Genomic DNA, 20,304 nt, shown 5'->3' on the forward strand with positions numbered 1-20,304 from the left:
GAATCGGCACCGGCACGAACGGGCACCGTGAGGTAGCTCGTCGTCATGGTGGGCGTCGTCGTGGTGGTGGTCGTGGTCGTCGACGGCGACGTAGTGGTCGTGGTCGTCGTAGTCGTAGTGGTTGTCGTTGTAGTGGTTGTCGTCGTCGTTGTGGTCGGCGGTGTGGTGGTCGTCGGTTGGGTGGTGGTGGTCACGTACGTCGTGACCGGCTCTTCGACGGTGGGCGGAGAGGGCGCCTCGTGGGTGACGGTGACGGTTTCCGGGGTGGCGCGCGACCGACACCGGCGGTTCGGCCGTGGGCGGCGGTGGTTCGACACTGGGCGGGGACGCCTGGACACTCGGCGGTTGCGCCGGGGTGGGGGTGCTGGGCGGAACCGGTTTGTTTCGTACTCAGTAGCGCTGGTCAACGCAATCGCCACTCCGCCGACGGCGACCAACGCGACAGGCGGCGAGCCCGAACACCAGCTGGGGCAACCGCTGCCAGGTCAGGGGCTCCTTCACCGGCCCGGTCGTGGGCAGGTACTGGACCGGTTGCCGCATCGAAATCGCTTCGGCCTCATATGGATTCGCGCCGGTGTACGGGAGGGGCTCATCGGCGGCGGTGTCGTCCTGCGACCACGCCAGCGCAGTGCCCGTCTGCGTCGGCGGCGCATCGACGGCCGGCGCCGCGCTGGTGGCGGCCTCGGCAGCTGCGGGAGCGATCGGTTTGCGCCTCGGCCGCCGAGCCGTACGCGGCGAACAGCGCAGCACCCGCCGCGGCGTCGAGACCCGGCTGAGGTGTGAGCACGATGGGTGCGGGGTGTTGCGAAAGGCGTTGGGTTATTGAGGGAATGCCCGCACCGCCACCAACGACAACCACGGCAGCGATATCGGCCCAGCCGATTCTGTTGCGTTCCAACGTATCTTGCAGCGCGGCGAGTACACCGTCGAGCGGTGCCGAGATCAGCGACTCCAACTCAGTTCGCGTCACCGCCACCGTCGACCGGTGGCCGGGTAGTTCGGCGGTCACTTCGGTGGCCGATTCTGTGGACAGTCGCTCCTTCGCGGTGCGGCATTCCTCTCGCTGCGCGACCCCACCGCCGCGGTGGCGGCCGGATCGATACCGCCCGTCGCCGCGATGCCGTTGACGATGTGGGCCAGCAGCGCCTGGTCGATCTGATCACCGGAGAACTCGGTGTACCGGGTGGTCTCGTCGATCGGCTCGAACGATCTCCCGGCGTCCGCCAGGGTGATACTCGTCCCGCTGCCGCCGAAATCCAGGAGCGCGATCACACCCTGGGACGGCAGCCCCGGGTTGGTCTGCAGGGCCGTGAGCGACGCGACCGCATCGCTCACCAACCGTGCCGGCATACCGTTGGGAACCAGGGTCGGATCGCTGCGCAGCGCGGTGCGCAGGCTGCGCTGGGTCGCCATGCCCCAGTGGGCGGGCACCGCGATCGCGATCTCGGACGCCGGCTCCGCGCCGCTCTCATCGACGATGTTGCCCAACGCCTCGACCAGGAGCCGGTCGGCCTGATGCGGCGAACCGTCCGGCGCGATCAACGGAACCGGGTCGCCGACGCGCTCGACAAAGCCGTCCAAGACGGAACCGTCGGCGAAGGTCACCACCGAACGGCGTATCACGGGTTGATTGCCGACTCGCGCTGCGACCAAGTTCGTCGTCCCGATCGACAACCCCAACGGGTCGCTCATAACGGACCACACCCTAGCGGTCCGACCTGCTGATACTCGTTAGACACTCCGTGCCAACGGCGTTCCACCATCACGGTTTTGGGCCGCTGCGAACAGCGCAGAATCCGCTAGAATTCGCTGTGACGAAGACGTCCCCCACGACCACCCGGAATCTCGGTGCGCCGCGGTAGCCGGTGTGCTGCAATGGCGGCCATGGGTGACATCGACGACATCAAGCAAGTCAAGTACCGCTACCTTCGCGCGCTCGACACCAGGACTGGGACGAGTTCGCCGACACGCTCACCGAGGATGTGGTGGGCCGATACGGCGAATCGATCGGTGAGGACCACTTCACCAATCGCGATGAGCTGGTCGGCTTCATGCGCACCTCGCTCGGCCGGAGATCATCACCGAGCATCGCGTCACCCACCCGGAGATCACCGTGGACGGCGATGAGGCGAAGGCGACCTGGTATCTGGGACCGTGTGATCGCACCGGATTTCAATTTCATGCTGATCGGTGCGGGCTACCACGATCGGTACCGGCGCACCGCCAACGGCTGGCGCATCAGCGAGACCGGTTACGACCGAACCTACGACGCGTCGATGTCCACCGAGAATCTCAACTTCAAGGTGAAAGCGGGTCGGGCGATCAAACTTTGAGATTCACTTCGAGATCGCGATGAGTGCGCCCGGCTGAAGCCACCGCATGATCTCGACGAGCTTGGCGTCGTCGATGGCGACGCACCGGGTCGGTCCGCCGTCGGTGGCGTGCAGGAAGAAGGCGCCGCCGTTGCCGGGGATGCGGGCCTTGTTGACGCCCATCACGACCGCGTGCACGTACTGCGGGATGTCGAGATTCTCGGTGCCGCTGGCCGGGTCGGTGTTGAACGGACACTGCGACTTCTCGCACACCTGCATGGTGTTGTGGTCGGGCTCTTCATATCGCCGTCCCACCAGTGATTGGGGCCGACCTGGGGCAGACCACCGCCGGGGTTGGGTGCCGTCCCGAATGCGAAGTCGAGAGTGAACACGCCCATCGGCGTCTTCATCTGGCCGTCATGGGTCTCCGGGGCCATGCCCGCGGCCCCGATGAACGCGGGATACCTACCGCGACGGGGTGCCAGCCGGTGGCGTTGCGTTGATAGACATCCATCTTGGCGTTCAGAACCGCCCACGCCCACAACCGATATGACCTGGGTGGCATTGCCGACGGAATGCGCGAACCACGGCGTCACCTGGGCCACGCTGACAGGTGCCGCGCCGAGCGACATCAGTGCCACACAAAGCAGGACAAGGAGCCGGCGCACCCGTACATGCTAGGTCGTGGCCGGGCCCCCATTGAGGAGGCCACGCGGCGTCACGCACGGTCCGTCGGCATCGGGTAGGCCATGGCCACAAACGGTAACGGCGGCCATCGGGATCGGTTTCGTCGTGATACCGCGCTGCGAGCGTCGCCAACTCCTTTGCGAACTCGGCCCGGTCCTCGGGTGAACGGAAGCGAATCGTCCTGTCGATCGACAGAGTCACCGGTCGGTTGTTCTTCGAACGCGCCGCACTCCACATTTCGCCGACCTCGCGTACGGCACGCGCCGACAGCGCGATGAGATAGCTCGCCGACAGGCGGCCTCGCGGCAGCGGATCGGTGGCCGCCCGAGGGCGCTCGGGGACACCACGTAGGAGGCCGCCGTCGCAACGAGGAGGCGCTCCTTGGCCACCCATCGGCGCTCGCCCACGCCCATAACCAGGTGATGGTCTTCGAGTGCACGCAGGTGGTAGTTGACCTTCTGCCGGGAGATCCCCAGGCGCGACGAGGGCGGCCGCCGAAGCCGGTTCGGTCAGTTCGGCGAGCAGTCGGTTGCGGATCGGATCGAGGACACTGACCGCCGCGGCCGGATCGGTGATCACCTCGACGTCGAGCATGAGGTGATCGTGTCCCTTGACAAAATAATTTGTCAATGCAGTGGGAAGATGCGGCATGGCCATCCTGCCCATTCGTCGGCATCGCGGTATCCGCCAGATCGGAGAGGGCCTCGGGACGCTCGACCGCGAGGTGTTCGACGCCATCGCCGACTCACCGAGTCCCCTGCTCGATGCCGTCATGCCGCGGCTGACCCGCGCTGACCATTCGAAGCTGTGGTTCGCCATCGCCGCTGGGTTGGCGGCGTTCGGCGGCCGTCGGCGCGGCGCGGCGATGCGCGGCCTGGTCAGTCTGGGGTGACCAGCCTGCTCACCAGGTGGCCAAGCGGATATGGAAGCGACCACGACCCAACCGCTTCTCGGTGCCGTTGGCCCGGCAGACCGGCGGACGCCCACCTCGAACTCGCTGCCGTCGGGTCATTCCGCGAGCAGGGCCGCCTTCGCCGTCGGCGTCGGGTTGGAGAGTCCCCCGCTGGGGTTGGGCCTGGCGCTGTTGGCGGGTCTGGTCGGGATGTCGCGCATCGCCACCGGGGCGCACTATCCGGGCGACGTGCTCGCGGGATTCGGCATCGGTGCCGGCGTCGCCGTGCTCAGCTCACGGATCGTCCCGCCGGTGGTGCCGACGCGGTTGCCGACCGCCGACCCACTGGTCGTCGACGCGCCGGAACGCCACGACGGTGCCGGTGTGATCCTCGTCGTCAACCCGGCGTCCGGGGGCGGGACAGGGGCCGATGTCATCGAACAGGTACGAGGCGTTGCCGCACACCGAGATTGTGGAACTGGATGAGGGTGACGACGTCGAGAAGGTGTTACGCACGGCCGCCGAGAAAGCTGAGGTGCTGGCGGTCGGCGGCGGCGACGGGATGGCATGCGCGCGCGGGTATCGCCGTCGAGGCGGGCGTCCCGCTGGTCTTCCGGGCGGCACGTTCAACCACTTCGCCAAGGACATCGGCTGCGAGACGGTGGCGAAGACGATCGAGTCGATCAAGAAGGGCGACGTGTCGTGTGTCGATATCGCGTGCCTCAACGAAACCAACATGGTGATCAACACCGCGAGCATCGGCGCCTACCCGATGTTCGTCCAGACGGGAGAAGTTGGAGCACAAGATCGGTAAGCCGCTGGCGGGCATCTACGCGATGTTCCACGCTGCGCCACGGCGAACCGGTGCGCATCCGCTACGACAACAAGTCGCTGCAGACGTCATTGTTCTTCCTCGGCAATTCCGTTTATCTGCCTTCGGGATTCGCGCCGTCGCGGCGGGACCGGATGGATGACGGCCTGCTGGACGTCCGGATTCTCGAGACGGGTCGCCGGATGGCCCGGATGCGGATCCTGGTGGCGCTGGCATTGGGAAGGTTGACGCGCAGCCCGCTGTACCACGAGATGCGCGTTCCGGAGTTCTCGTTCACCGCCCTCGACGGCCCGACGATGCTGGCTCACGACGGTGAGCTCGGGGACGAGGTCACCGAAGCCACGTTCAGCGTGCAGTATCGAGCGCTTGCGGTGTATCGGCCGCTGCCGTGACCGGGGGCCGCGGCGGCAGGATCAGTAGGCAGCACACGAAAAAGGCGTAACCCAAAGCCCATCCGGCGATGACGTCGGAGGGATGGTGCACGTTGAGCACGACGCGACCGATCCCGATGAAGACGACGATCAACGCGCCCAGAGCGACCAGCCACCCCCTCAGCGGCGGCCGGACGAAGGGCCAGATGATCGTCATCAACGCGAGACGGCGACCAGCACGCCGAGCGCGTGCCCTGACGGAAACGACATCGACTGCGCGTGCACCAGCGCCGTCGCGGGCCTGGGTCGGCCGACGATGTACTTCGCGAGCTCGATCAGCGGTCCCGACAACCCCGCGGTGAGCGCCAGGAACCCGGCCAGCCGCAGATTGCGGCGCCACAACGCCACCACGACTATGTGAGGTCCGACCAGTCGGAAGGCGGCCGGTCCCAGCACGGTGCAGAAGACGTCCCAGCCGGTAACCCAACCTGGATGTATGACGCCGTAGTCATGCGCGAGGTCCAGCGCCGCCGAGTCCATGGCGGTCAACCACTTCCACTGCGACACATAGGCGATCCACATCAACACATAGACACCGAGTGCCGCCACCGCGGTCCCGATGAGCCAACGTGTCCTGGATGCCATATGAATAGCTCTACCAGCCGTCGCCGCTGACCGTCAGGGTGACTGAGCTTGCCACCGAAGTTCCACCCTCGACACCCGCCACAGCTGGGCTACATTGCCTGTATGGCGGTGTTCCTGCGCAAGCTCCTGCGCATCGGCGGGCTGCCCGACGAACTGCGCACCGACGTCGAGGCCGAAGGCATCATCTACCTCGCCGAGTACGTGCCCGTGACGCGGCGGTTCAGCGGCAGGATCCCGGGCAAGCGCGCACGGCAACGTGGCGAGCTACGTGGGTTCGTTGGTGCTGACCAATCAACGGGTACTCGCCACCCTGTCGACGGTGCCCAAGCTGGCCGGTCGCACCATCGATCAACGTTGGGACGCAGAGCAATCCGGCGCGGCGACGGCCGATTTGGCTGAAAGCGGCCTGCACATCGAGGTCAATATCAATGCCGTGGACACTCGATTCGATGGTCAGCTCTCATTGCAGTACAAGACGGCGATTCCGTCCGAGGTGCTGACGCGCGCGACCGGTCGCTTGCCTTCGATGTCCCGCCCGGTATGTGTTCCGCGCGGTCGGGTGCCCTACGACGGGCCGCGATACGCATACTTCTACCTCGAGCGGGTATCGTCGGCCCGAAACCGCAGCTCAACCCGGTCCGTGGAAGAACCGCCCACTCGGGATATGTTGCTTGCGATGAGTCAAAAGGTTGCGGGATGTGCACCGTGCCTGTTCCGTGGTTCGACGATGCGGAAGGACCCTGAGTGACAGAACCGAGACGAGACAACCTGCTCATCGTGCACTGGCACGACCTCGGCCGGTATCTCGGCGTATACGGACGACGACGTCTCCAGCCCGCGGCTCGACCAGCTTGCCGCCGAGGGCATCCTGTTCACCCATGCACACGCCACCGCACCGCTGTGCTCGCCGTCGCGCGGCTCTCTGTTCACGGGGCGATACCCGCAGAGCAACGGCCTGGTGGGGTTGGCGCACCACGGCTGGGAGTACCGGGCAGGCACCCGCACCCTCCCCCACCTGCTGTCCGAATCCGGCTGGTACACCGCACTATTCGGGATGCAGCACGAGACGTCTTATCCGCCGAAGCTGGGGTTCGACGAGTTCGACGTGTCGAACTCCTATTGCGAATACGTCGTCGAACAGGCCACGGGGTGGCTGACCGATCCGCCGTCGCAGCCGTTCCTGCTCACCGCCGGATTCTTCGAGACCCACCGTCCGTATCCGCGCGAACGCTACGAACCCGCCGACGCCTTCGGTGTGACGGTCCCCGACTACCTGCCCGACACCCCCGACATCCGGCAGGACCTCGCCGAGTTCTACGGCGCCATCTCGGTCGCCGACGCCGCCGTCGGCCGACTGCTGGACACCCTCGCGCAGACCGGGCTCGACCGCACCACCTGGGTGGTCTTCATGACCGATCACGGGCCGGCGTTGCCCGCGCGAAGTCCACGCTCTATGACGCAGGCACGGGGATCGCGATGATCGTGCGCCCGCCGCGGGCCCTGTCGACCGCGCCGCGTGTCTACGACGAGCTGTTCAGCGGGGTGGACCTGGTGCCCACGCTGCTCGACCTTCTCGGTGTCGACATCCCCGCGGACGTCGAGGGCATCTCGCACGCCGACAACCTGCGTGGTGCGCAGACCGTGCCGGCTCGCACCGAGGTCTACACCATGAAGACGTACCACGACTCGTTCGACCCGATCCGCGCCGTGCGCACAAGGAATACAGCTACATCGAGAACTACGCCGCACGGCCACTTCTCGACCTGCCCTGGGACATCGCCGAAAGCGCGCCGGGTCAGGTTGTTGCGCCACTCGCCCAGGCGCTCCGTCCCGAACGCGAACTCTACGACCTCACCGAGGACCCCACCGAGTCCCGCAACCTGCTCGCCTCAGAGACCTCCGACAAGGCTGAGGCCATCGCCAAGGACCGCCCTGCTGCTCCACGACTGGCGGCAGCAGACGAACGACGTCATCCCGTCGGACTTCGCAGGCACTCGGATCGCGGGCGCTACACCGAAACTTATTTGCGTATTCACGGGCTTTCACTCACCAGCCGCTCGGCCATCGCGTCCGAACGTGGCATCGAGGACGCGCCGATTTCCGGACAATAGTTTTCGTCACGGTGATTGTTATGGCCTGGTGTGCCAGGCATTTTGAAGGCAGTTAGGCTCACGCGCATGCCAGCCCATCCGACTGCCTATCTCGTGCTCGCGTCGCAACGAAGCGGCAGCACGCTGTTGGTCGAATCGCTGCGGGCGACCGGTGTGGCGGGTGAGCCGCAGGAGTTCTTTCAGTACCTTCCGACCACCAGTCAGTCGCCCCAGCCGCGGCAGTGGTTCGAGGGCGTCGAGGACGTCGATCCTGCGACTGCTCGATCCGCTGGACGAAGGCAAGCCGGATCTCGCACCCCGGAGATCTGGCGGGACTACATCCGGACGGTCGGCCGCACCCCAACGGTCTGGGGCGGCAAGCTGATGTGGAACCAGACCCGCTGCTGTTGCAGCGGGCCGCGGACTGCCGGACCGGTCGGGTGAGGGCCTGCTGTCCGCGATCCGCGACGTCATCGGCAGCGATCCGGTTCTCATCCACGTCTACCGCCCAGACGTTGTCTCCCAGGCAGTTTCGTTCTGGCGGGCGGTGCAGACCCGGGTCTGGCGTGGGCGGCCCGACCCGACTCGCGACTCGCGTGCCGAATATCACGCAGGTGCCATCGCGCACGTGATCAAGATGCTGCGCGCACAGGAGGAGGGCTGGCGCAACTGGTTCGCCGAGGAGAACGTCAAGCCGATGGAGATCTCCTATCCGGTGTTGTGGCGCAACCTCACTCAGATCGTCGGCGACACACTCGACGCGATCGGGCAGGACCGACGATTGGCGCACCCGTGCTGGGAACGCCAGGCCGATCAGCGCTCCGACGAATGGGTGGACCGGTACCGCGCTGACGCGGAGCGCGAGGGCCTGCCGACATGACGCTCGACACGCTGCATGTCGACGAGCTACGGATACTCGAGGCCGAGGCGGTGCACATCATCCGCGAGGTCGTCGCGGAACTCGAGCGCCCGGTGCTGCTCTTCTCGGCGGGCAAGGACTCGATTGTGCTGCTGCGGTTGGCGGAGAAGGCGTTTCGGCCCAGTCCGCTGCCCTTCCCGGTCATGCACGTCGACACCGGGCACAACTTCGACGAGGTCATCGAGTTCAGGGACCGTCGCGTCACGGGTGCCGGTCACAAGCTGATCGTCGCGTCGGTGCAGGAGTCCATCGACAGCGGCCGGGTGCCCGATCCAGGTCCCGGCGCGTCCAGGAACCGGCAGCAGACCCGAACGCTGCTGGATGCGCTGGAGGCGGGCGGCTTCGACGCGGCGTTCGGCGGTGCCCGCCGCGATGAGGAGGGCCAGGGCCAAGGAGCGGATCCTGAGCTTTCGCGACGAGTTCGGGCAGTGGGATCCACGTGCGCAACGACCGGAGCCGTGGTCGCTCTACAACGGCCGGATCAAGAAGGGCGAACAGGTCCGGGTGTTCCCCCTCAGCAACTGGACTGAGCTGGACGTGTGGCGCTACATCGAGCTGGAATCGCTTGAGCTGCCTTCGATCTACTTCGCTCACCAGCGTGAGGTGTTCGAGCGTGACGGAATTCTGTTGGCGGTGTCGGAGTATGCCCAGCCCGCCGACGGTGAGACCGCGTCGACGGTGGGTGCGCTATCGCACCGTAGGCGACCTGACCATCACCGGCGCCGTGCGATCGCGGGCGACGGACATCGCGGGCGTCATCGCCGAGATCTCCGCGGCCACGGTGTCCGAGCGCGGCGAGACGCGTGCCGACGACCGCACCTCCGCCGCCGCCAGGAGGACCGCAAGCGCGAGGGCTACTTCTGATGGGGCGCGCGACGCGACGGGAGACCGCATGACCCGCCAGCTCCTGAGGATCACCACCGCCGGATCGGTAGACGATGGCAAGAGCACGCTGATCGGCCGGCTCCTGCACGACACCGACAGTCTTCCCCTCGATCATCTCGAGGCGGTGACCGACGAGGAGGGTGTGGCGGACCTGGCGGCACTGTCCGACGGGTTGCGCGCCGAACGCGAGCAGGGCATCACGATCGACGTGGCGTATCGCTTCTTCTCCACCGATGCGCGCAGCTACATCCTCGCCGACACGCCTGGACACGAGCGGTATACCCGCAACATGTTCACCGGCGCCTCGAACGCGCACGCCGCGATCCTTCTCGTGGACGCCCGCGCCGGCGTGCTGAGGCAGACGAACCGGCATGCCCGGATCGCGAAGCTGTTGGGCATCAAGCATTTCGTCGCGGCGGTCAACAAGATCGACCTGGTCAACTTCGACGAGGGCCGGTTCGACGAAGTCGTCGGCCAGATTCGGCAAATCGCCGCGCGTCTGGGTGAAATAGACATCACGGTCATCCCCATCGCAGCCAAGCACGGTGACAACGTCGTGCACCGCTCCGAACGCACGCCCTGGTACGACGGACCGACGCTGCTGGAATACCTCGAGGGCATCGAACTCTCCGCACCGCAGCCGGAGCCGGAGAAACTGCGGTTGCCCGTCCAGTGGGTCACGGCCCACCCGGAACAGCGCAGGCGCTACACCGCCGGCTCTCCGCCGGTACGCTGAAGGTCGGCGATGCAGTCGTCAGCCTGCCTGCGGGCACCCGTTCGACGGTCACCCTCGTCGACACCCTCGATGAGGAGCGCACGACCGCCGTCGCACCGTTGTCGGTGTCGATCGAGCTGGCCGACGACATCGACGTCGGTCGTGGCGACGTGTTCGTCAGCGGTGCCGAGGGCGCCTCTCTCCCTGTGCTCGCACGTGAGCTCGACGCGACGGTGTGCTGGTTCCTGGACAGCCCGTTGCGCGCAGGTGACCGGCTCGCTCTCAAGCAGGGCACCCGCACGGTGCGCGCCACTGTGCAGGCCCTGCATTCACGACTGGACCCGGAAACGCTCGACGAACTCGACAACCCGGTCGAGCTGGTACTCAACGACATCGGCGAGGTCACGCTGCGTACGAGTTCGGTCGTCGTGGCCGACTCCACCGACAACCGCGACAGCGGTGCATTCATCCTGATCGACGAGACCACCAATGAGACCGTCGGCGCAGGCACCATCATCGAACCGCGAGAGTCAAGCCGGGTGTGCAGACCCGCAACGACATCCGTTGGCATCCTTCGTCGTTGGACCGTGGCCACCGCTGGAAGGCCACCGGTCAGCGGGGCGCCACCATCTGGTTCACGGGTCTGCCTGCGTCAGGCAAATCGACGATCGCGGTCGCGGTGGAGCGGGCGTTGGTCGAGGCCGGCGACGTGGCCTACCTTCTCGACGGTGACAACATCCGGCACGGGCTGTCGGATGACCTCGGATTCTCACCGGGCGATCGTGCCGAGAACATCCGCCGCGTCGGTCACCTCACCCGGCTTTTCGCCGATGCGGGCGTGGTGGCATTGGCATCGCTGGTGTCACCGTTGAAGTCGGACCGCGAGATCGCTCGTGCGCTCAACGACGCCGCGAAGCTTCCCTTCATCGAGGTGTATGTGGCGACGCCGGTCGAGGAGTGCGCCAAACGCGACCCCAAGGGGCTCTATGCGCGAGCCCGCGCCGGTGAACTGAAGGGACTCACCGGATTCGACGCACCGTACGAGGCGCCGGAATCCCCCGATCTCGTGTTGGACACGACAGGCGCCGACATCGACGGGCTGGTCAAGCAGGTCGTCGACCTGTTGAACCGCAAACGCGAACTCTAACCCACCTGGGCGACAACGAATATCCTGCGGAACGGAAAGAACGTCGTGCCGTCCGGTCGCACCGGATAGTCCTGGTCGAGCATCGGGATCAGCTCGTCTCGAAACTGTTGCCACTGCTCGTCGTTCAGTCGGCTCCGCACCGGTCGCAGCGCGGTCCCGCTGATCCAGCCCAGCACCGGATTCTCGCCGGTGAGCGCGTGGATGTACGTCGTCTCCCACGCGTCGACTCGGCACCCGGCGTCTGCGAGCAGCGCCGCGTAGCCGACCGGGGAATCGACCTGAGCTTCACGGAACGGGAAGTCCCGCAACAGCTCTGCCCACCGTTCCTGACGAGCCAGGGTGCGCACCGCTTCGTGCGACGGGGCATCGAAGTTTCCGGGAACCTGCATCGCGATCCACGATCCCGACGAGAGCTGGCCTGCCCATCGGACCAGGAGATCGGCGTGTCCGGGCACCCACTGCAGTACGGCATTGGTCACCACGACGTCGGTGTCGGGCCGCGGTTCCCAGGTCCGCACATCGCCGACCTGAGCGTCGACACCCCGCTCGCGCGCCGCCTCCACCATTTCCGGGAGCTGTCCCAGGCCTCGATGACCGCGTCCGGCCAGCGTTGCGCAAGAGTGCGGGTGAGATTGCCCGGACCGCATCCAAGATCGACGACGCGCCGCGGCGATTGGGCCCCTATCCGCGATAACAGGTCGTAGAACGGTCTCCCCCGGTGGTCGGCGAACGTCAGATAGACATCGGGATTCCACATTCCGTCAGTCTGACACTCGGCGCGACTACCATGCGGATGTGACCAGTTCGGACACCACTCCGGTCGATCCGCCCATCCCCGTTCCCGATGTTCCCGGAGCCGACGCGACCGCGCGCGGCCTACCTCGTCGCATCGATCTGACGGTTTGCCAGCGGCTGATCGTGGACGCCTCGGCGGCGGCCGATATCGCCCTGCGCACCGCGATCTCCTCGCTGATCGCGGCGACAATGGTCCCGACACTGGTCGGCGGGCTGCGCGCAGCCGCACGCGCCGAACAAGATCAACTCCGGTTCTACGCCGATCTGGCCGCCGCGAAGGATCCCGCGCTGTCGTTTCCGGCTCCGACGTCCGTGCCTCGGGTCGCGTCGCGTACCGCGAACCCGATCGCCGAGTGGATCGCCAAGGGCAACGTGCAGAACATCCGGTTCGACAGCAGCTTCGAGGCCGTCAACCCGGCGCTACGTGAGCAGTGCCGGGGCTTCACCCGCAACAACGTGGTGCACGCCCAGCACTGGCGGCACGACGACGGTCCGCATCCGACGCTCTGTGTGATCCACGGCTTCATGGGCTCGCCGTATCTGTTCAATGGCTTGTTCTTCTCCCTGCCGTGGTTCTACCGCTCCGGATACGACGTGCTGCTGTACACGATGCCGTTCCACGGCAGCCGCGCCGAAAAGGGTTCGCCGTTCAGCGGTTACGGCTTCTTCGCACACGGTTTCTCCGGCTTCGCCGAAGCGATGGCGCAGGCCGTGCACGATTTCCGCTCGATCATCGACTATCTGGAGTTCACCGGGGTCGACCGGATCGCGCTGACCGGAATGTCGTTGGGCGGATACACCTCGGCGCTGATCGCCAGCGTCGACGACCGGATCCAGGCGGTGATTCCGAACGTCCCCGTCGTCACACCCGACCAGACCGTCGACGAGTGGTTCCCGGCCAACAAGGTCGTCGAGTTGCGAAGTCGGCTGTCACACACCGATTCCGAGCTCACCAAAGCGGCGACGCTGTACTCCTCGCCGCTGAACTACCAGCCGCTGGTGCCCAAGGACCGACGGTTGATCATCACCGGCCTCGGCGACCGGCTCGCTCCTCCGGAGCAAGCCGAAATGCTGTGGGAGCACTGGGATCGCTGCGCGTTCCACTGGTTCCCGGGCAACCACATCCTGCATGTCAGCCAGCCCGACTATCTACGCAGGATGACCCGCTTCATGCGCGACTTCATGTTCGACTGACGAGCGCCCACCGACCGGCCAGCCGCCCGGCTCCAAAAGGCCAGGCGGTAGCGGGACGCCCGGGATGGCCAGCCGGTCCGTCGATCGAGGCGCCAGCGCGCTGAGCAACGGCCGCTGTATGCCTCGCTGAGGCACGAGTCCGGCCACCGGTACCCCGCGCACCGCCTCGGCCGTCCGGAACGCGCACAGAGCGCGTACTTCTGGATGTGCTGAGGTGCCGCTGAATTCGACTGCCGACCACGTTTCGGTCGGCTGCGTCCATACTTCGGCGAGCCGCCCGCGCAGCCCGTCGTCGATGGGAATCGCGTACGCCGAGAGATATCCGCTGTCCCCGCGCATCCCCCGCCACGTCTCGCGGTCGCCGTCGGCAAGTAGCTTCGGGGCATCGTCGACGAGGACGGCCGACAGCCCGGTTTCGCGAAGATGGTCGGCGAGCCGACGACCGACGATCTCGGCGGTGTCCAGTAGAGGGAGTTCAGCCGACCGGGCACGCAGCGCGGTCAGGTTGCCGACAGCATTGAGCGTCAGGCTGATCCACGTCCCACTGGCACTGCCGTCATCGAGGTTGGTCACGCGAACCTTCTCACACCGGACACCGAAGCGTTCCACGTAACCGGCCACCATCGGCAGCGACAACCCGACGCCAGCCGGATCGTCGATGCGCAGAACGACGGTGACGGAGCCGGATGGCTGCACTTCGCGCTTGGAATGATTGCGGCGAAACACCGACAGCCGTCGCGCGATCATGGTCGTCACAAACAGCCCACGCCACCAAGCGAATACGATCACGATAACGGCGATCGCGATGCCGAGGATCCACCAGTCGAGGTCGGACTGCCACGGGTAGGCCAGCGCGGCAAGAACGACGGCTACGAATGCCAACGCCAATCGGATGGTCACGATGCCTCCGTCTTTCGTCTGTGGGTCGCGACCGCCGCCGTGATGGCAGCGATCAAAGCCAGCACACCCGTGCCGATGAACGCGATCGTGCGCGGCGTGTGATCCGGCGGTGTTGGTTGCGGTGGCGCCGCGATCGGTTTGGGTTCCGGATCACCGCCGGCGTCGCTCGCGGCGCTGACGTCCCACGTCAACGACGCCACCGGGTCGACAAGGCCGGCGCCGGTCAGGTTGGACGGTGCGCGGGCGGATCCCTGCGCACCGGCCGTCAGCCGGTCGACCACCTCCGCGGCCGTCAGCTCCGGGAATCGGCTGCGCACCAACGCCGCGACGCCGGAGACGTACGCCGCAGCGAAACTCGCGCTGTTGAGCGGGAAGAGGTCCCCCTGCGCGTCGGGCAACGCGTTCGCGAGGCCCCCGCCGTCGGCGTTGCCGACCGAGGTGATGTTCTCGCCCGGCGCAGCGATACCGACCCAGGGCCCGGCCGCCGTGAACGCGGACGGTCCGCCCAAGGAATTGAGAGAGCCGACCGACAGCACGTACGGCTGCCACCACGACGGGATCGAAATGTCTGTCACCCCCGCCCAGTTGCGTGGATCATCGGGTCGGCTCGGGTCCGACAGCGGATTCGACGGGCATGCCGAGCCCGGGTTCAGGCCCGTCTGGTTGTTTCCGGCCGCCGCGATGATGACGGCGTCCTTCTGCACGGCCGCGTATCGCAGGGCCGCGCCGAGCTCGGTCTGGTCGACGGCCTTGTTGGCGGGCAGGCAGGTCACCGCCGAGATGTTGATGATGCGGGCGCCGAGGTCGACCGCGCGAACGATCGCCCTGGCGAGGGTCGCGACATCGAGCGCGACGCGCGCGGTCGACTGATCCGCTCCCGGGGTGCGGGGCCCGAACCGCGCCGACGTCGAACGGATCGACAGGATCCGTGCGCCCGGTGCGACACCGGAGAAGCCGTCCGCGCCAGGCTGTCCGGCGATCAGGCCGGCGACCAGCGTGCCGTGTCCGTCGCAGTCCGAGAGTCCGTCCGTTGCCTCGACGAAGTCACCGCCCGGGTCGACGTTCGGCAGGCGAGGTCCCGGCCGCACACCGGTGTCGATCACCGCAACGAGTTGACCGTCACCACGGCTGTACCGCCACGCGGCCGCGAGGTTGAGCATGGCCTGGTTCGGTTCGTCCGCACCCGGTTCGGTTCCGGGCAGCACACCGGTCACGACGCAGGGACTGCGTTGCGTCATCGGCTGGACGGGTCCGGCGGCTCCCGACGGCGGCACCGCCGCGGGGTCCACCTGTGGCGGTGTGATCGCCCCTGCCGCAGGGCAACTCATCGCCGCAACGACCAGCGGCACCGCGAAGAACGTCCGCAGTTTCGCGTGCCTCACCGATGCCTCATCGATTCAACACCCAGGCGAACAGCCCGACGAGATACGCCAGCACCGGAATCAGCGAGGCGTCGACACCGGAGGCCAGGAACCCGACAAGACGGCGCATCGGCAGCGAGTAGGTGTCCGGCGATGCGACCCGCGGAACCAGCGCCGCGAACACGAACACCGCCGTCAGCGCCGCCAGTGCGCCCAGCGCCCACCACGCCTCGATATAGCGGGCTTCCGCGGCGAACACGGCGAGGAACGCGGCCGCCATCAGGAAGGGCTGGCCGAGCAACCACGCCTTGCACGGCGCGGAATCCCACACCCGTGCCCGCAACGCCGCGCCCAGTGCCACCGCACCGACGACGTACCACGCCCAGTACGAAACACCGGGTGGCCCGGCGAGCAACAGCGCACCCGTCGTCGCCAGCAGCACCCCGCCTGCGATGAATCCGGTCTGGTGCGAATCGCTGACCCGCACCCGCCGCGGGAGGTCTTCGAGCACCTTCAGCGACGGTGAGGGCGGCGTGGGATCGCCGGGGGCGGGGATGACCGGCACCGGCAGCCGCGCCCACGCCGCCGACAGCTGTGCGGCCTGCACGGTCACCACCAGCGCCAGTACGATCAGTATCGAAGCGATGACGACGGTGTTCAGCTGCCAGATCGCGGCCGCGCCCGCGGTCACCAGCGTGCCCACTCCGACGACCGCGACCGCGGTGAACACTGCGATCGCTCGTTCCCCGACGGTGATGCTGACGATGGCCCATGCAGTCACCCCGGCCGCGGCGAGTAACACCGCAGACGATGACGGCCCGCCGGGTACCGCCATTCCGAGTGCCGCGGCGATCGGCACCAACGCGGCGATCGATAATGCCGTCGCCAACTTTGGCGAACGTCCCCAGGCAACCAAGGTGGCGAGCACGGTCGCCAGCGCGATGCCGCTTGCCGCGAAGAGCCCGCCGTAACCGCCGGTTGTTAGGCGGTGCACGGTGGCGAACGCAGTGCCGATCAGGATCAGGGCGACGACGGAGAGGCTGGCGCCGCGTTGAATGTGGTCGGTGCCCCACGGCTTTTCCCTCGCCGCTGAGAAGATGACCGCCGCGTCGCCGATGTCCTCCACGATCCGCGGCGCGGGCGGCCCGGCAGGAAGCGGTTGCAGCGCAAGCAGATCGCCGTCGACAACACCGACGGTGTTCAGCGTGGCGTCGAGGCTGAACGGCGCACCACCGATGGGTGCCAGTGACAGCGGCGCCAGTCCGGTGTCGTCGGTGTCGTTCGCCTCGGTGGCCAGCGCCATCCGGCGCACGGCGGGCAGGATCTCGCGCAGCGGGAGCTCGGTCGGCAGCGCCATATCGGTGACGCGGCCCCCGCCGGGTTCGTCCGGGCTGCCTGCGGCAAGCACGGCGACCCGGACGATCGGCATCGCCGCGAGGGAGGTACTGCCGTTCAACTGACTGTCTGACGCCATTTAAGGTGTTCCGTTCTCTGGTCCGAGTTGAAATCTCGGGTCAACTTCTGGTCGGGGAACCACGGCCCGTCGGGCAACGTGGCGGTGAGGCGCTCGATTGCGGTGGCGATGGCCAGTGGTGTGCCTGCGGTGAAGGTCGACACCCATTCCCCGTCAAAGGCTTTCCACGGGGATACGAGCACCCGACCCTCGCGGGTGTCGACGACGCTGACGCCGACGTCCGTACTGACGCGGTGACCGTCGCGGTGGTCGCCCGCCACGATCTCCACATAGCTGCGGTCGGACGAATACGCGGCGGCCACCACCGCTCGCGCTGTCGCAGGGATTCCGAGGAACTCGATCACGTCGTCGAGTGCCGCTCCGTCGCGCAGCCGCTCATCGGCACGCGCTCCGGCCTGCGCGGGAATGGTGAACTCCTCGAACTGCGCCGGTGACCGTCCGGACAGGCCCGCCGTCAGGATGGGCACCAGCGCCTGCGGATCCCCGATGTCCAGCGCGGTGAACGTGACCAGTCCGCCGCTTCGCAGCGCGACGGTGAGCTCGTCGCCCCGGTTCTCAGCGCGCGCGACGTACCCGCGCAGCATGGTTCCCGATCCCCTGACGAATCTGAGTTCGAGCCAGCGTCGTGCCCGGCATGTCGCAGTGATCCATTGGCGGACACCGGGATCGATGACCCCGTCGGCGGTCATCACCCCCAGCCCCGTCAGCTCCCCGAACAGCCTGGCGGTGAACTCCGCACGCTCCGCGTGATCGCTGAACGGCGGCGTGATAGCGAGCACCCAGGGAAAGTTGCCTGCGCCCAACGCATCAGCGACGAACCAGGCCTGCTCCGCGGTCAGCTCGACTGCGTTAGCGGCCACCGATACTCAGCCACCCCATTTGGCGCCTTCGGCCGCATCGCGGGCGCTCATCGACATGGTGTTCGTCTCGTGGGTGGCGGCCATCGCGCGATAGGCCCGCACGAGCTCCTCGAGGCTGGTGTTCCATTGCGCCTGCCATGCCTGGTAACTCATGCCGGTGTCGCCCTGCCAGGCGCTCGCCAGCGCCGCCTGCTCGCTGGCGATGTCCGCGCCGACGCCGTGCATGGCACCCGCGTAGCCGGCCATCTCGCCGGCGTGTCCCAGCATCGCCGGGTAGTTGTACATGATCTGCGACATCAGATTTTCCTCTCGTCGAAGTTCAGATCAGATCGCGGTGTAAGTGCTTGCCGCAGCGGCATCCTCGGCCACGTAGGTGGCCGCGGCGTCGCCGATGTTGGCCTGCGCGATGTCGAGCAGAGCGTTGATCTTGGCGGACACCTCGATGAACCGGGCGTGCGCCGCCTGGAACGCGGCGGAGGACTCGCCCATGTGGAAGGCCTGCGCCGATTGCGCCGCCTGCTCGGCCTGGACCATGGTGCTGCGCATCAGCGCCGCCTTAGCGGAGAACGCCGCCTCGGAGGAGACCAGCTGCGGGATGTGCGCGTCCAGCATGCTCATGACATTTCCTTTCGGTATTGGGTCTGACGTGGGCTGTGTGAGCCAGGTGTTCGGTTCAGTCGCGTGCTCCCCCCTCGTGGTCCCAGTCGCTGGGCAACATGGGTTCTTTCGGTCCACCGCCGAACGAATCGCCTGCGAGTTCGGTCAGGCCGGCGGCCTGCTCGGTTTCCGACTTTGTTGCAGCGCCGGTGAAACCGACGGACCCGGCGCCGCGCTCGGAGGCACGCATGCGCGGGCGTGGCTCCTCGGGCGGGGCGTCTTCCGGATCGGGCTCGTAATCCATGTACGCGTCGGCGTACTGGCGTTGGTGAATCGGCTGTGGGTGCTTGCGGCGGGCCCTGCGTTTGGCCAACGCCGATGCGGCGGCCGCAGCCGCGGCGGATGCCGCGATGTCGGACGCCGGCGCCTTGGCCCCGGCGCCTTCACGGAACGTCGGGGATACCCCGCCGTCCGGGCCGGGGCCTGCGATCGCGTATGGCGCCGCCGCACCCACACCGGGTGCCGCCGCGGCACTCGCAGGTGCGGACCCTGCGCTGACCGACGGTGACGGCGCGGCGGTTCCAGTCGGCACGGTCGGCGCCACCGATGCTATCGGCGGCAGGCTCTCAGCGCGCGACACCGGGGCGGGCCGCACCGGCGCGGGGACTGGTTCAGGGGCGGGCTCGGGAGCCGGTACCTCCGCCGGGACTTCAGTTTTCGGGATCAAGGCGGCGATCATCAGCGGCAGGAAGATCGGAGCGCTGAAGATCAGCGACCAGGTGGTCCAGCCGAGGGGCTGCGTGATCGCCTGATACGCAATGAAGAAGAGCAACAGACCAGACGACGGGTTGAAGAGCCACCCGAAGAAGCTGTTCATGAAGTCGCTGAGCAACTGCAAGGCGTTGTTGAAGAACTGCCGCGCGAAATTCAGGATCGACTCGAAGAAGTCCTCGAAGAACTGCACCAACCGCTGCAGGAAGTCGGAGATGGAGTCGGCGAGGTTTCGTGCCGCGCTGGAATCCGCAGCGGTCAGCAGCGCGGATGCCTGCTGCGTGTCCGCCGCCGCCGAACCGGCCTCTCCCACACCGGGGACGAGCAGGAACGGCGCGGGCGTGGTCGAGGGCGTGGCGGCCACCGCGGCACCCGACACCGCCTGGTACACACTCATCGTCGTGGCCGCCTGAATCCACATGCGCACGTAGTCGGCTTCGTTCAAGGCGATCGGGATCGTGTTGATCCCCAGGAAGTTCGTGCCGACGAGCACGGCGTGCATCACATGGTTGAGCGCCAGCTGCGGCAGCGTCGGCATCGCCGCGAGCGCCGTCGTATAGGCGGCCGCCGCCGTGCTGTGCTGCGCCGCGGTGGCCGCGGCGTTCGCACTCGCCTGCGCGAGCCACGTCAGGTAGGGGGTGTGGGCGGCCACGTACTGCTCGGCGCTCGGCCCCTCCCATGCACCGCCCTGCACCGCGCCCAGGATTCCGGTCAACTCCGCTGCAGCAGAGGCATATTCGGCGGCCAGCGACTGCCATGCCCCCGCCGCCGCCAACAACGGACCCGGCCCGGGACCGCTGCTGAGCAACGCCGAATGCACCTCCGGCGGGAGGGCCATCCAGATGGGGGCGGTCATG

10 protein-coding genes and 10 pseudogenes are annotated in these 20,304 nt (G+C 67.2%); 9 read left to right on the forward strand and 11 right to left on the reverse strand.

Going from position 1 to position 20,304, the window contains the following annotated elements; genetic code table 11:
- Position 1 precedes the first annotated feature (1 nt).
- Positions 2-1,692, reverse strand: a pseudogene (locus G6N43_RS30980) (Hsp70 family protein); the annotation flags it as partial.
- Positions 1,693-1,884: 192 nt separating this feature from the next.
- Here G6N43_RS30980 and G6N43_RS00010 point away from each other — a divergent pair.
- A pseudogene (locus G6N43_RS00010) lies at positions 1,885-2,333 on the forward strand (nuclear transport factor 2 family protein).
- A 3-nt stretch (positions 2,334-2,336) separates the two neighbouring features.
- Here G6N43_RS00010 and G6N43_RS00015 read toward each other — a convergent pair.
- Positions 2,337-2,980: pseudogene (locus G6N43_RS00015) on the reverse strand (L,D-transpeptidase family protein).
- A gap of 668 nt (positions 2,981-3,648) precedes the next feature.
- Between G6N43_RS00015 and G6N43_RS00020 the strand changes: the two are divergent.
- Positions 3,649-5,115: pseudogene (locus G6N43_RS00020) on the forward strand (phosphatase PAP2 family protein).
- Here G6N43_RS00020 and G6N43_RS00025 read toward each other — a convergent pair.
- Positions 5,069-5,739, reverse strand: a pseudogene (locus tag G6N43_RS00025) (phosphatase PAP2 family protein). The pseudogenes G6N43_RS00020 and G6N43_RS00025 overlap by 47 nt on opposite strands.
- Before the next feature lie 102 nt (positions 5,740-5,841).
- On the opposite strand from G6N43_RS00025, the pseudogene G6N43_RS00030 reads away from it, so the two are divergent.
- The 6 genes and pseudogenes from G6N43_RS00030 to cysC all read left to right on the forward strand — a co-directional run.
- Positions 5,842-6,305: pseudogene (locus tag G6N43_RS00030) on the forward strand (hypothetical protein); the annotation flags it as partial.
- A 178-nt stretch (positions 6,306-6,483) separates the two neighbouring features.
- A pseudogene (locus G6N43_RS00035) lies at positions 6,484-7,850 on the forward strand (sulfatase family protein).
- 66 nt (positions 7,851-7,916) lie between these two features.
- Positions 7,917-8,273: a Stf0 family sulfotransferase gene (locus G6N43_RS30815; protein ID WP_280529361.1), complete on the forward strand. Its 357-nt coding sequence runs from the start codon at positions 7,917-7,919 to the stop codon at positions 8,271-8,273.
- A gap of 28 nt (positions 8,274-8,301) precedes the next feature.
- Complete coding sequence (locus G6N43_RS30820; protein WP_280529378.1) at positions 8,302-8,709, forward strand: Stf0 family sulfotransferase; 408 nt, start codon at positions 8,302-8,304, stop codon at positions 8,707-8,709.
- A pseudogene (cysD, locus tag G6N43_RS00045) lies at positions 8,706-9,612 on the forward strand (sulfate adenylyltransferase subunit CysD). The gene G6N43_RS30820 and the pseudogene cysD overlap by 4 nt, the downstream one beginning before the upstream one ends.
- Positions 9,613-9,640: 28 nt before the next feature.
- Positions 9,641-11,495, forward strand: a pseudogene (cysC, locus tag G6N43_RS00050) (adenylyl-sulfate kinase).
- On the opposite strand, the pseudogene G6N43_RS00055 reads toward cysC, so the two are convergent.
- Positions 11,492-12,252: pseudogene (locus G6N43_RS00055) on the reverse strand (trans-aconitate 2-methyltransferase). The pseudogenes cysC and G6N43_RS00055 overlap by 4 nt on opposite strands.
- A gap of 38 nt (positions 12,253-12,290) precedes the next feature.
- Between G6N43_RS00055 and G6N43_RS00060 the strand changes: the two are divergent.
- On the forward strand, positions 12,291-13,484 hold the full coding sequence (locus G6N43_RS00060; RefSeq protein WP_163657912.1) for an alpha/beta hydrolase family protein: 1,194 nt from the start codon (positions 12,291-12,293) through the stop codon (positions 13,482-13,484).
- Here the strand turns inward: G6N43_RS00060 and eccE are convergent.
- The 7 genes from eccE to G6N43_RS00095 form a co-directional block, all read right to left on the reverse strand.
- The gene (gene eccE, locus G6N43_RS00065) at positions 13,440-14,384 is read right to left on the reverse strand and encodes a type VII secretion protein EccE (protein ID WP_083152673.1); all 945 of its coding nucleotides are present in this window, start codon (positions 14,382-14,384) and stop codon (positions 13,440-13,442) included. The two genes, G6N43_RS00060 and eccE, sit on opposite strands and share 45 nt — an antisense overlap.
- Positions 14,381-15,712, reverse strand: a complete 1,332-nt coding sequence (gene mycP, locus G6N43_RS00070) for a type VII secretion-associated serine protease mycosin (protein WP_083152804.1) — start codon at positions 15,710-15,712, stop codon at positions 14,381-14,383. Before mycP ends, eccE begins: the two co-directional genes overlap by 4 nt.
- A gap of 61 nt (positions 15,713-15,773) precedes the next feature.
- Positions 15,774-17,219, reverse strand: a complete 1,446-nt coding sequence (eccD, locus tag G6N43_RS00075) for a type VII secretion integral membrane protein EccD (RefSeq protein ID WP_272937660.1) — start codon at positions 17,217-17,219, stop codon at positions 15,774-15,776.
- Positions 17,198-18,079: an ESX secretion-associated protein EspG gene (locus G6N43_RS00080; protein ID WP_083152667.1), complete on the reverse strand. Its 882-nt coding sequence runs from the start codon at positions 18,077-18,079 to the stop codon at positions 17,198-17,200. The genes eccD and G6N43_RS00080 overlap by 22 nt, the downstream gene beginning before the upstream one ends.
- A 6-nt stretch (positions 18,080-18,085) precedes the next feature.
- Positions 18,086-18,376: a WXG100 family type VII secretion target gene (locus G6N43_RS00085; RefSeq protein WP_083152665.1), complete on the reverse strand. Its 291-nt coding sequence runs from the start codon at positions 18,374-18,376 to the stop codon at positions 18,086-18,088.
- 27 nt (positions 18,377-18,403) lie between these two features.
- Positions 18,404-18,697, reverse strand: a complete 294-nt coding sequence (locus G6N43_RS00090) for a type VII secretion protein EsxS (RefSeq protein WP_083152662.1) — start codon at positions 18,695-18,697, stop codon at positions 18,404-18,406.
- A gap of 55 nt (positions 18,698-18,752) precedes the next feature.
- A complete protein-coding gene (locus G6N43_RS00095; protein ID WP_083152659.1) occupies positions 18,753-20,303 on the reverse strand; it encodes a PPE family protein in 1,551 nt (516 codons plus the stop codon).
- Between the last annotated feature and the right edge of the window lies 1 nt (position 20,304).

The organism is Mycolicibacterium moriokaense, from assembly GCF_010726085.1.
In the GTDB taxonomy this organism is placed as follows: domain Bacteria; phylum Actinomycetota; class Actinomycetes; order Mycobacteriales; family Mycobacteriaceae; genus Mycobacterium; species Mycobacterium moriokaense.

Coding starts and splice junctions, on each gene's coding strand:
- G6N43_RS30815 (WP_280529361.1), top strand. CDS start 7,917: ATGCCAGCCCATCCGACTGCCTATCTCGTGCTCGCGTCGCAACGAAGC.
- mycP (WP_083152804.1), bottom strand. CDS start 15,712: ATGAGTTGCCCTGCGGCAGGGGCGATCACACCGCCACAGGTGGACCCC.
- eccD (WP_272937660.1), bottom strand. CDS start 17,219: ATGGCGTCAGACAGTCAGTTGAACGGCAGTACCTCCCTCGCGGCGATG.
- G6N43_RS00085 (WP_083152665.1), bottom strand. CDS start 18,376: ATGTCGCAGATCATGTACAACTACCCGGCGATGCTGGGACACGCCGGC.
- G6N43_RS00090 (WP_083152662.1), bottom strand. CDS start 18,697: ATGAGCATGCTGGACGCGCACATCCCGCAGCTGGTCTCCTCCGAGGCG.
- G6N43_RS00095 (WP_083152659.1), bottom strand. CDS start 20,303: ATGACCGCCCCCATCTGGATGGCCCTCCCGCCGGAGGTGCATTCGGCG.